The organism is Paenibacillus tarimensis, assembly GCF_021532315.1.
Classification (GTDB): domain Bacteria; phylum Bacillota; class Bacilli; order Paenibacillales; family Paenibacillaceae; genus Paenibacillus_I; species Paenibacillus_I tarimensis.
Genome location: NZ_JAKGAO010000020.1, coordinates 124,040 through 136,850 on the forward strand (window position 1 = coordinate 124,040; position 12,811 = coordinate 136,850).

The following is a 12,811-nucleotide window of genomic DNA, read 5'->3' on the forward strand; positions in this document are numbered from 1 at the left end:
TGATCTGTTCGTTACATTCCCGCCCATACATCCTTGGCATAGCGGCCTTCAAGCTGCAGCCTGCTCAACCAATCGGCTGCCGCTTGCTCATTAACCCCTTTCATCTCCTGGTAGCCCCTTGTGAACTCAGCCTCTACTTCAGGCGCCATCCGGCTCCCGTCTCCACATACATAAAGCTTGCCTCCGGACTCCAGCAAGCCGATCAGCTCCGGAAGCTTCTCTCGGATCAGATGCTGGACATACGTCTTAGGCGTTCCTTGCTTGCGGGAGCAGGCCGCGTGAAGTTTAACGATACCGTCTGCATGATACCTCTCCAGCTCTTCGCGGTACAGGTAGTCATCGTCATTCCGGCAGCCGTAGAATAAATACGCAGGGCCAAGAGGATGACCTTCCGACTTCAGGAAGGACCTGGCCTGAAGGAATCCCCGGAATGGCGCCACACCAGTGCCCGGACCAACCATGATAACGGGCGTTGCAGGATCCTCCGGAAGCCGGAACCCGGAATCCGGTGTGCGGATGAACATCATAACCGTCTGTCCGGCCTCCCGTTCTGCCAGATAGCTGGAGGCGACTCCGCGGTATTCCCCGCGTCCGCTCCACGCCTCCCCTTTTACAACGCCTACTGTTATGCTCGCTTGATCCGCAATTTCTCGCGGCGAGCTGGAGATAGAATAGTACCTTGGCTTCAGCGGCGGCAGTAACTCAAGGAACCGTTCGAACGGCATTTCGCAGGCTTCATATTTCAGCAGCAGATCCAGCATGGATATCCGCTTCCCGAGCACTTCCGACCGGTACAGCTCCTCACTGAGGAGCGCTTCCAGCTCGCGTTTATGCGGAGGGCAAACGGTGAACGCAGCCAGTGCTTTCAACTGTGAACGAGTTGCCGGCTCCTGAAGCTCTACGCAGGTCTCCAGCAGATCTCCGGTACGAACCGGAATTCCCAGCGGCAGGTGGGAGAGACGCTCACCATCAGCTTCAAGCTTGATATAGGAATCCGGGTCCATTCCAAATCTTCGCAGAACAATGTCTACTAACTCTGAACGGTTGCATGGCAGAATGCCAAGATGATCCCCTTCCTGATAAGACTGCCCCTCCGGCAGTGCAATCACAATATGACGTGTGCTTCGGCCGCTCGCCGGGGACTGCAGCTCACGATTAGTCAGAACAGCAGCCGGGACTGCCTGATAAGCTGCTGCAATTGGCGGGGAAGCAAAGTCCTGCTGTACAGGCTTAATCGATAATATTCCTCCCGCGGCATCCTCCGCCCGGCCTTCATATCTTTCAAAACCAAACCTATCCGCCATACCGCTCCATAAGCCGGCACGCCAGCTGTCGAGATCCTGCTCAAAATCAGCACTAGCATCCCCTTCGCCACGCTGCGTGATCCGAACAGCTCCCGCTTTATGCATCTGTTCATCTATGAAACGGGGTACATCCTGATAAGTACTGGACCAGTTGCGGTCACCGCAGCCGAATACAGCATATTGGACGCCTTGAAGCTCCTTCGGCTTGATATGCTCCAGCCATTCTACAAATCCACGTGCGTTAGTAGAAGGCTTGCCATTATAAGAGGCTGCTATGATTAGCACAGCGCCTTCCTGAGGCAGCTTGCCTGCCCAATCATTCAATGGAGCTGTCCTGCACTTCATGCCATACTGGCGGGCGCTGTCAGCCAGCTCCCTCGCTATCCCCTCTGCTGTTCCCAGGTTAGACCCATACAGGATCAGCAGCGGAAAGTCTTCCGCACCTTCTAAGGCGCGAGACTTCTCGCGCTCTTCTTCCCGAACTGCAGTCGCGGCGATTTCAGCGGCCGGGCTTCCCGCAGCGAAGGCAATCGGCTTGCGTTCCTTCACCTTGATCGTAAACCCGTCTGGCTTAAGGGTCAGCGTCTCCTTAACCTTTAATTCGTAATTCGAATAATCGATGAAATCGAAATGCTTCAAGACCATGCCAAGCACCAATGTAGCCTCGTGAAGGGCAAACTGCTGCCCAATGCAGGCCCGCTGTCCGTTGCCGAACGGCTTGTAGGCGTGCTGAGGCACCTTCTTCTGGTCCGCAAACCGTTCCGGGATGAATTCTTCCGCATTATCCCCCCATGCATCCGGATCTCGGTGCAGCTTCGGAATCAGCACGCTTACACTGTCGTTCTTCTTAAGCGGATATTGGCCGCCAAGCATCGTATCTTCCTTCGCATATAGCGAAAAAGCAGGAGCCGTCGGCCAAAGCCGCAGCGATTCGTTCAATACCATACGGACATATTTGAGATCCAGCACCTGACGATATGTCGGGACGGGATCCGTCAGTACCCGGTCTGCTTCCTCTTGAGCCTTCTGCAGCTTATCCGGATGCTTGAGCAGGTAGTACACGGCAAAGGACAGCAGACCGCTAGTTGTCTCGTGGCCCGCGATCAGGAAGGTTATGATCTGGTAGCGGATATTCTCGTCATCGAGCCCTTCTCCCGTCTCCGGGTCTTTGCTGTTCAGCATCCGTGCCAGCAGGTCCTCAGCATCCTGGTCTCCCCCTGCTTTACGCTCGGCAATGATTTTGTCCACCAGTGAGAACATAGTGGATATATCCTGCTGGAAACGCCGCTTCGTTCTGATCATGAGCTTATCCTGAATATTAAGGCGAAGCAGCTGGTTCATCGCCTCATCCAGCGCCCGAACCATACTGACAATGAACGGGTGCGGCTGCTCACGGTAGAAGCTGTTGAACCGGTAATTAAAGCCGCATAGCCCGATCGTATCAAGTGTAAGCCTGGTCATGTCTTCAGCCACATCAATCACTTCATCGGGATTGAGTCGAGACCACTTCTGCACCAGCTGCACAGCAATATCTACCATCATGTTGTGGTAGCCCTGCATCGCCCGCTGACTAAAGCTTGGCAGCAGAATATTATGCGCCTTCTGCCAGTTCGGCTCACTTGTCCAGCTTGTGAACAGGCCGTCTCCAGCAAAGGCGCGCACCCGCTCCAGAGGCGCCCATACCTTCTTGTCAAACTTGGACTCATCACATGCATCGGCAACAAGCTTGTGACCGGAAATATAGAGCTCCTTCCTGCCGCCGCCATAGCGCATCTGGAATATCGGACCATACTCATAAGCCAGCTTGACCAGCGACTGTGTCGGCGCCTCCAGATCAAGCAGCGGCAGATTTCCGAGCGGCCCATAGGTTTTGGGCTGTGGAATCGGAACAGATGTTTCAGTTGGCATGATCTTCCCACTCCTTATTAGTGTTCTCTACCCCCAGCAGTATCAATACCCTCCCATTTTCTCTTTTGGTTAATGTTAGCTGTTATCTCTGTATCTGTATCTTATCAATCCCCCATGATAAAATAAATTTAAATATATTTAAGATGACTTAACTAATAGTTAAGGATGTGAAGAAGATGAATATCATGCAGCTGCAGTATTTGATCGATGTGGGTGAGATGGGCTCTTTTACCGATGCAGCCCGCAAGAACCATATTACCGTGCCGGCAATCAGCCAGTCTGTCAGCCAGCTCGAGGCCGAGCTCAACACCCCCCTCTTCGTACGTTCCAAGAAAGGCGTAGTGCCTACTGAGCAAGGGATGAGAGCTATCCAGCATGCGCTGTCGATCTTGAGGTCTGTCGATAAAATGAAGCAAGAGCTCGCGGATTCTCAGCTGATCAGTCAAGGCAATATCATGATTGCGACGATACCGGGCATTGTCTCTCAGGTTGTGTCCACCACTATCGAATTCACAGAGTACAATCCGCTGGTAAACGTCAATCTGATTGAAGGGGATACCAAGTCTGTGTTAAGGCGTGTTCGCAGCGGACAAGCCGATATGGGGTTCGTTTCCCTCGACGCCAACCATTATGATGAAGCACTGGCCTGGGAACCGATCACGCGGGGTGCTGCCGTCCTGGTCGTCAATAAGAAATCGCAGCTTCGCTTTCACAAGACCATTACAGGGCATGAGCTAGAGCATCAAGTGTTCGTGCTGTATAATGACCCCTTCCTCAGGCGTATCGCCCAGCACTTGCTTACGAATAACCCTTCAAACCGGATTGCCCTCACAACGAATAATCTGGAAGCATTGTTCCAGATGGTCACGCAAGGTAATGCCATATCCCTTGGGCCTGATTACATCGTGAGCGCTCTGCCCGTTCATCTCCAGGAAGAGCTTGTAACCATCCCGCTCAGCGGATACGACAGCAGTCCCAGCTATCTATGGCGTGTTACCCGCAAGAATGTGGAAGTCCCGGGCGTCATTGAACAATTTACAGCCAAGCTTCTGGCGCATTTTCACGCTTAAAGGACTACCTGTAGTCAAAAAAGAGACCCGGCGGTTAACCGCCGAGTCTCTTCCGTGGGAAGCGATTGTTATGCTAAGCAACTGTCCAATTGCTAGGGTACCTTACCAATGAAGGATTTCAGAAAAGCCAAACGTTTCCTGCGTCTTCGAGTGTTCATGGCGAATCAACAACCTTTCCATCTGACATAAGTCAAGCTGATCAGGTGCTGTTCTATATTAACCACTTCCCACTTGTCTTCCATTACCCTGAACATACGGAGATGAATCACGCTAAACTAAATTCCTGTAAACTCTTATACTTTTAATGTCCGCCTGCTGCAGCCACTGGAGCGCTGCCGGTAGTAGCTTTTACCCCATTCCAGTTAAGCTTAAGGTAACGCCAGCCGTTAGCCAGTGCCTGCAGAACAATTAATCCGATTAATGCCGTCCAAGCCCCAACCTGGCCCAGATCGAATACATAGGTCAGGATAATGGTTCCTGGAATGAAGACACACCAATTCAATACCAGCGCTACACGCGAGAGGAAGTTCGTATCGCCAACGCCTCGGAGACCTCCGCCAAAAATTATCTGAGCACCCGTGAACAGCTGTACAAATGCGGCCAGATGAATCAGTGATATGGCAGTATTGTATACATCTGCTTCAGGGGTATACAGCTTCGCGATCGGCAGCGCAAAGAGGAAGAATACGATAGATATGAACGTCATGAAGACCAGTCCAAGATACACCGTTACTATACCGAACCGCCTTGCCTCCATCCGGTTTCCTCTGCCAACCTCCTGTCCTACCCCAATAGTAGCCGCCGCACCAAAACCGTTAGCTGGCATGAAGCCGAAGGATAGAATATTAAGTGCAATCTCATTCGCCGCAATAGCGGTTGTACCAAGCCGCGTTATACAAGCCGTGAACACCAGCATGCCAATACTGTTCGAGAGCTCTGTAACCCCCAGCTTGATGCTCTCCAAGAACACCAGCTTGACCTGCGGACGCTCAATCGGCACCCACTTTCTGGTCAAGTACTTCTTATGCATGCCCATAAAATAGACCGCAGCGCAGAGTACGAGCGTGACAGCTTCGGCAATTACCATGCTCCAGGCGGCCCCTTGAAGTCCAAGATCAGGGAAGCCCCACTTGCCATAAGCAAGAACGTATGTTAACGATACGATCAGCAGGCTGTTGAAGACGGACAGATACATCGGTATCGTCGTGTTGCCCACTGCCCGCATGTAGGCGAAGAAGACGATACATAACAGATTAAAGATCAGAGCGAGCATCCGAACCTGCAGATATGGAGCCCCGAGGCTAAGTATTTCTTCATTCGATCCCATCAGGTAAAGGATGCCATATGGCAGCACAAAGCTTCCCGCAAGCAGGACAACTCCCTGAACAGCACCGATCAGAAGAGCGATCTGCATACGCTGGTTCCCTTCCCGCATGTTGCCTGAGCCATTATTCTGGGCGACCAGATAGTTAATCGAAGCCTGGACACCGGAGAACATCGCCCACAGATTGTAGATAATAATATTAACGATACCGACTACCGCAATCGAAGCAGCACCCAGATTGCCGACAATCATCAGGACCAGCAGTCCTGTGAACGTCATCGACGAGAAGGTTGCGATTGAAGGGATTGCAAGTCGTAAAATTCGTGACACCAGCTGCACGTTCTACCCCACCATTTCTTGTAAGTTACCTACTTATGAAGTGTTTCATAACTTCCTTAAGGAAAGTCCACGCCGAATTATATTACCACAAATTTTGAAGAATACCAGTCTCTTTTATCCTGAAGATTTTTAAATTATTGTTGCGACGCTAAGTATTGTTCATGAATGTCTTATGGTAGGCGTTGCGAAACTGCGAAGGCGTCATGTTAACATGCAGCCGGAACAAACGCATGAAGTACTTATCATCCTGAAAACCGCACATTGCGGAAATTTCTTTCACGGTGTGAGAGGTTCGCGACAAAAGCTCCTTCGCCTTCTCCATCCGGACTGTCTGAATATATTCCAGCGGCCCCTTCCCTGTATGCTGTTTGAACAGCCTGGTGAGGTAGTCGCGGTTATAGTTGAACCGGGCAGCAATATCCGCGACAGTGATCGTATCTGTAGCATGAATCCGTGTCCATTCTGCAATTTTGGTAAAATGCATATCTCCCTTCAGATCTCCTCTTCTTGACACTCTCCCCATTATCGTCTCCGAGATCTCAATCAGCAGTGAGGTAAGCAAGTAGTTAACACTCTGATAGGTATAATATCCAGCGTTGGCCACATGCAGAATCTGTTTGATAATAACAGACATCCGGTCCTGCAGCCCGTCCTTCATAAACTGCGGTACATATAGATCTCTGACCGACCAAGACCTGTTAGCATGACTGTAGACTTCCTCCAGCTCCCTCTTCAGCTCTTCTTCATCAATCAATACAGCACCGGATTCAAATTCCATGTGCATCCAGTAGAATCTTACCCCCGGCTCCGAGGGCTGATACCCGCCATGCACCCGTCCAGGCATAAGCATCAGAATGTCCCCCGGTCCTACTTCAAACCGCTCTCCGGACTCCTCTATATAGACAGTTCCTTCCGCACCGATAATCAGCTCATAGTTATTCATGGTACGGCTGCTGTGCGTCCAGCTGCTATCCGAGACAAACTCGCCCGCCGCCAAAAATTGAACCGGCCTGTCCACATTCACCTTCACACAGATCATGGCAATACAGCCTTTCATCGCTAGAATATAATGTCGGAAATGTCCACCTTTTGTACGACCTGGCTACCGACAAATCATGATGCAGATGATAACGTAATGATAAGAATCATACACTTGACCACCACAGGTGGCAAGATCGATTAGAGGAGGACTTGGAATGAACGTGAAAGCCTTTGATTTGCGCCAGGTACGCGTAGATGGCGGTCCGCTTAAGGCAGCCATGGAGCGCAATGAGCGTTACCTTCTGGCGCTCGAGCCCGACCGGCTGCTGTCACGCTTTAGAGAATATGCTGGCCTTGAGCCGAAAGCACCTCATTATGAGGGCTGGGAAGCCCGCGGGATAAGCGGACACACGCTCGGCCATTATTTGTCCGGCTGCTCTCTTATGTATGCCTCTACGGGGAATACGGAGCTTCTTGAGCGTATCAATTATGTTGTTGACGAGCTGGAGCTGTGCCAAGATGCACATGGTAATGGCTTTGTATCTGGAATTCCTCGGGGCAAGGAGATTTTTGAAGAGGTGAAGGCTGGCGACATCCGCTCTCAGGGCTTTGATCTAAATGGCGGCTGGGTGCCACTTTATACCATGCACAAGCTGTTCGCCGGTCTGCGGGATGCTTATATTTTTGCAGAGAATGCGAAAGCGCTTCAGATTGAGATTAAACTCGGCGACTGGCTGGGAGACGTATTTGCCGATCTTAGCGATGAGCAGGTGCAGCAGGTGCTTCACTGCGAATTCGGCGGTATGAATGAGGCGCTGACGGATCTTGCGGAGCACTCCGGCAGCGAGCGCTTCCTCAAGCTTGCCGAACGCTTCTACCATGGCGAGGTTCTCAATGACATTGCAGCTGGCCGGGATTCGCTCGGCGGACGTCATGCCAACACTCAGATTCCAAAGATTATCGGGGCAGCCCGGCAATATGAGGTTACAGGCAGCAAGCAGTATGCCGATATCTCCCGCTTCTTCTGGGATCGTGTCGTTCATCATCATTCCTATGTAATCGGCGGCAACAGCTATAATGAGCACTTTGGCGAGCCAGGCAAGCTTAATGACCGGCTCGGAGAAGGCACCTGCGAAACATGCAACACCTACAACATGCTGAAGTTGACCCGGCATATGTTTGAATGGGACGCTTATGCAGAATACGCCGATTATTATGAACGTGCCATGTTTAATCATGTCCTTGCGGCTCAGGAACCGGTAGAGGGCAAGGTATGCTACTTTGTATCGCTGGAGATGGGCGGCCACAAGCCCTTCAACTCACAGTTCGAGGACTTTACCTGCTGTGTAGGCTCCGGTATGGAGAGCCATTCGCTGTACGGGGCGGCAATCTATTTTCACGATGACAATTCGATGTACGTCAACCAGTACGTCCCCTCAACGGTCAACTGGCAGGGGCGGCAGGTGCAGATCAAGCAGGAAACAAACTTCCCCGCTTCGGGGACCGGTTCTCTTAGGATCAATGTAAAGGAGTCCGCTTCCTTTGCCCTGAAGCTGCGCTGTCCTTACTGGGCACAGAGCGGCATGAAGGTCACGGTCAATGGTGAAGCTGTCTTATCGGAAGCCACGCCTTCCAGCTATCTCACCATTAACCGTACTTGGCAGGACGGCGATGTGGTTGACTATGAAATCCCAATGAGCCTGCGCATCGAGCATATGCCGGACAACCCGAACCGGATTGCGTTCTTGTACGGCCCTATCGTGCTTGCTGGTGATTTCGGCCCGATTAACGGCGAGACCCAAGGCGAGCGTGCTCTGGCATCCGTACTGGTCAGCGAGCGGGATTCGCTGCTGTCCCATATTGAGCAATCCGGCGATGATGCACAGCTGTTTACCATCGGCCAAGCGCCTTACATCGGTTCTGTGAAGCTTCGTCCCTTCTACCAGATGCACGATAACCGTTATACCGTATATTGGGATCTGTTCACTCCGGAACAATGGGCTTCGGAAGAAGCAGCCTACCGGGAAGCCCAGGAGTATAATCTGCAGCTGGAACAGCGAACTGTCGATTTTGTTCAGCCTGCCGAGATGCAGCCTGAACGTGACCATGCCTTTGAAGGCGAGCATGTGGGCCTCGGCAAGATTTACAACCGTAAGTACCGGGATTCCTGGATCGGCGGATGGTTCTCCTTCGTGATGAAGGTGCTCCCTGACACGCCAGTGAACCTTGCGGTCACATACCTGAAGTCATCCGACTCCTCCATTGGATTTGATCTTACAGTGAATGGCGTGCTGCTCACCGAGGGTAAGCTGGAATCTGAGGAGATGAACAAGATGGAGACCATCGTATACGAGCTTCCGGCATCACTCACAAGCGGTCTGGAACAAGTAACAGTGAAATTTGCATCCCATCAGGGACGCAAGGTTGGTCAAGTGGCAGGCCTTCGAATCGTGAAGCGCTCATAGTCTGACCTAATAAGTATTAACAAACAAACCTGAACGCCTATGCATGGCCGTTCAGGTTTGTTGTTTATTTGACCAGCACGACATTAGGGTCACTAGTGATCCATGACTCATGCGGCAGCTTATTCTTCAGGTGGAGATCGAAGAAGGCAAGCGTATAAGCATTAATAATATCATGGGCTTGCCGGACATCCAGGCTCCCCATTAATCCCATCGTCTTCGCAAGCGGCGTCCACAGCGCTAAGTCTGTAAAACTGAAATGGCCTGCTCCTTCAAGCCTCAGCCAATGACCGTTCTCAGTCAAAGCCCGGATTCGGGCTCCCTCTTCTTCTTTATAGTACTTATATTGTTCACGGGTTAAACCGAATGACTGCAGCTCAGCATCGGTTATCGTCTCTGCGGGAGGCAGACCGTCGGATGCGCTGAAATGTATGAATGGTCTATCTAATTCTCGCAGGTGGACATCTCCATATGGATAACCATCCATATTCATACCAGCTTTAAAGCGTTCGTCCAGTGCCAGCGTATTGGCTGCCGTTAAACCGCCGAACGAATGACCGAAGACGCCCATACGGCCTGTATCTAACCTGCCTGTGAAACGTCCTTGAGGATCAGCTTCGTTAATCTTCATAATGTAGTCTGTAACAAATTGGACATCAGCCGTCCATTCATCCAAATCCCTCTGAACCTCTTCATCAGACGGCCAGCTCGCCATATTCCCTGCCGGCTTGATTTTGCGGCCGTCCGCTAACACAGTACCACTTGCCGAATAGGAATGCTCAATGCCGAATACCACATATCCGTGACTGACAAGCTCCTCGATCTGGAACATGTTCTGAACGCGTGAACCCATAAATCCATGAGAGAATACCAGAACCGGGAATGAGACGCCTTCAGATAACGGGGCTTCCTTCCAAACATGCGTATGTAAATCGCCGTAATTAGCCAGTAGAAAAGCGGGAAACTTAAACTGCTCAGCCATATTATTAATCATGTGGGAAGCATGCGGATGGTAACCGGCACTTTCCAGTACTCCTTTCTTCTCTGCCGGGTACCACACCTGCACGACCAGCTCGCGGTAATCATCCGGATTGTCTGTACGGGCCTCCGGCCGGTCATTATCCGCCAGATAATAAGTGGTGGTCCCTACCGCATATTGGCCTGTCGGGTTATCTAACTGTATGGCAGGGAATAGATAGAGCGGCAAAGCCGCCGACAGGGTCAGCCATATTAACATACCAGCTGAAGCAGCTGCCGATTGTAAATTCCACTGAAAGACAAGCTTATGCTCCCGGCAAGAAGGATAGAGAACCTTGCGGGTAGCCAGCATGATCATCAGGATATAGAGATATCCGGGGACATACGTCCAGTTGAACATGCCATTAATCCACTGCATACACCCAAAGGCAGCAAACGCAATGCCAAGAGCCCCATAGGCAAGTGCGCCTGTCAGATGACGGGCAAAATAATGTACGGTCCAGCCTGTCATCAATACTAATAAACCTGCAGCCCACATATCGAAAGTTCCTCCCTTATGATCTACGAGCATGTATCCCTATAACATCCATCTTACTTATATGCCAGCTGAACTGCTTCCACCCGCAGAATGAACTGTTCCTAGTCTGAAGGTCAGGTAGTGAGCCCGCCATCTCACCTCAAAAATGCAATAGCGCCTGCCCCATACGGGACAGACGCTAAGCACGCGCACACATCTTTTATTAACCGGCTAAGCCGGGCTTGAAAATGCAGAGTTCCGTTTTATGAGACAATCCGGTCTACGAGACCATACGCTACAGCCTCTTCAGCCGTGAGATAATGGTCACGCTCAGTATCCCGTTCAATGCGCTCGACCGGCTGGCCGGAATGCTGGGACAGAATGCCATTAATCTTGGTCCTGAGCTTAAGAATTCTCTCTGCGTATATCCTTACTTCCGTAGCCTGACCGCTGGCGCCGCCGAGAGGCTGGTGTATCATAACTTCGCTGTTCGGCAGTGCCATGCGCTTGCCCTTGGTGCCGCCCGTCAGCAGAATCGTCCCGAAGCTTGCAGCCATACCTGTGCAAATAGTCGAGATATCCGGCTTCACGAACTGCATCGTATCATAGATAGAGAAGCCTGCGGTGACAGATCCTCCCGGACTGTTGATATACATATGGATGTCCTTCTCCGGATCTTCAGCCGCCAGAAACAGCAGCTGGGCTACTATAACATTAGCCATATGATCCTGAATTTCACCCGATACCATTACAATCCGGTCCTTTAGCAGTCGCGAGTAAATATCATAGCTGCGTTCACCGCGGCTGGTTTGCTCCACTACATAAGGAATCGTGCTCATATTCGTTCTCTCCTTATTACGCTGCCCTTACCGCCTGTAACCCGCCGGAACACGGGATGCTTAGCATCTTCATCTGCATATTCCCCTTGATGCTGCCTGCCCGCATGCTATGCTGCAAAATTTGCGGAGCTGCCGCTTCAACATGGAGCGCATCCTGCATCAACAGATCGACCAGTCTGCGTGCACTGCCTGACCGGAAAGCAGCTAAATACGCTTGCAGCAGCTGCTGCTTCTCCAGATCATCCGGATGACGCAGCCTTCCCTCTCTGCCGGAGCGTCTGCATTCCGCAATAGCTGACCTCGCACGCGCGAGCGCAGCTTTTACAGCGCCCTCACTGCAGCCCAGCCATTCGGAAGCTTCTCTCGTGCTGTACCTTAGAATATCACGCAGGATAAACACGGTCCGCTGCCATGGAGACAGCCATTCAATGACTGCCGCCATCGCCAGCTCCAGATCTAGGCTATAGCGGTCAATCTGCTCTTTATCCGGGATCTGGCGTTCAGCTGTGCGCTGAACCGCTGATTGCTGACGGATCTGATCCACCCACAGATTGCGAGCCGTCCGGATCATATAAGCTTCCCAGCACAGCGCCTGCGGCAGCTCCTCATACTGGCCCCTTGTCCGGCTGAGCAGCTTCAGGCAAGTGCTCTGCAGCAGATCATCCGCTTCCCATTGTGAACCGGTTAGTGCCAGGCAGTATCTGCGCAAGGAAGGCAAAGCCTTCTCAAGCTCGGCATACGTTTGATTATGTTTGGTAACTCGCTTCATCCATTCGGATTTCACAAAGGCCATATGGTGGGGCCCCCCTTTGTTCAGTCCTTGTTCTTACATTAGGTAGACGTATACAGCCAAGGAAAGGATACGCACATTTTTTCCTAACCATCTTATACCAACCAGCTGTGCCCGGCTACCTGCCAAGAGAAGAAGAGGCTGACACAAAAGGTTCAATAAATTTGACCTTTGAGCCCCTTTTCGCTTGTAATCGTAGCTACCTCGCCAAGTTCGATTAAATCCAGACCCTTTAAAGCCTGGGCTTCTTGCTTTTCCGTCTCTTCAATGGCAGCAAACAAGGTGTGCACTTTTTCTTG

7 protein-coding genes and 1 pseudogene are annotated in these 12,811 nt (G+C 51.5%); 2 read left to right on the forward strand and 6 right to left on the reverse strand.

Going from position 1 to position 12,811, the window contains the following annotated elements; all coding sequences use genetic code 11:
* Positions 1 to 11: 11 nt before the first annotated feature.
* Positions 12 to 3,212: a bifunctional cytochrome P450/NADPH--P450 reductase gene (locus L1N82_RS18300; protein ID WP_235288907.1), complete on the reverse strand. Its 3,201-nt coding sequence runs from the start codon at positions 3,210 to 3,212 to the stop codon at positions 12 to 14.
* A 176-nt stretch (positions 3,213 to 3,388) separates the two neighbouring features.
* On the opposite strand from L1N82_RS18300, the gene L1N82_RS18305 reads away from it, so the two are divergent.
* Complete coding sequence (locus L1N82_RS18305) at positions 3,389 to 4,282, forward strand: LysR family transcriptional regulator (RefSeq protein ID WP_235288908.1); 894 nt, start codon at positions 3,389 to 3,391, stop codon at positions 4,280 to 4,282.
* 301 nt (positions 4,283 to 4,583) lie between these two features.
* Here L1N82_RS18305 and L1N82_RS18310 read toward each other — a convergent pair whose 3' ends face one another.
* Positions 4,584 to 5,945 (reverse strand): MATE family efflux transporter, encoded by a 1,362-nt coding sequence (locus L1N82_RS18310; protein WP_235288909.1) that lies wholly within the window; start codon positions 5,943 to 5,945, stop codon positions 4,584 to 4,586.
* 148 nt (positions 5,946 to 6,093) lie between these two features.
* The gene (locus tag L1N82_RS18315) at positions 6,094 to 7,002 is read right to left on the reverse strand and encodes a helix-turn-helix transcriptional regulator (protein ID WP_235288910.1); all 909 of its coding nucleotides are present in this window, start codon (positions 7,000 to 7,002) and stop codon (positions 6,094 to 6,096) included.
* A 139-nt stretch (positions 7,003 to 7,141) separates the two neighbouring features.
* Here L1N82_RS18315 and L1N82_RS18320 point away from each other — a divergent pair, with 139 nt between their 5' ends.
* Entirely contained in the window at positions 7,142 to 9,391 is a 2,250-nt protein-coding gene (locus L1N82_RS18320; protein ID WP_235288911.1) for a glycoside hydrolase family 127 protein, read from the forward strand.
* Positions 9,392 to 9,455: 64 nt separating this feature from the next.
* On the opposite strand, the gene L1N82_RS18325 is transcribed toward L1N82_RS18320, so the two are convergent.
* The 3 genes and pseudogenes from L1N82_RS18325 to L1N82_RS18335 form a co-directional block, all read right to left on the reverse strand.
* Positions 9,456 to 10,904 (reverse strand): alpha/beta hydrolase family protein, encoded by a 1,449-nt coding sequence (locus L1N82_RS18325; RefSeq protein WP_235288912.1) that lies wholly within the window; start codon positions 10,902 to 10,904, stop codon positions 9,456 to 9,458.
* 242 nt (positions 10,905 to 11,146) lie between these two features.
* A pseudogene (clpP, locus tag L1N82_RS18330) lies at positions 11,147 to 11,728 on the reverse strand (ATP-dependent Clp endopeptidase proteolytic subunit ClpP); the annotation flags it as partial.
* 10 nt (positions 11,729 to 11,738) lie between these two features.
* Positions 11,739 to 12,515 (reverse strand): RNA polymerase sigma factor, encoded by a 777-nt coding sequence (locus L1N82_RS18335; protein WP_235288914.1) that lies wholly within the window; start codon positions 12,513 to 12,515, stop codon positions 11,739 to 11,741.
* Positions 12,516 to 12,811 lie beyond the last annotated feature (296 nt).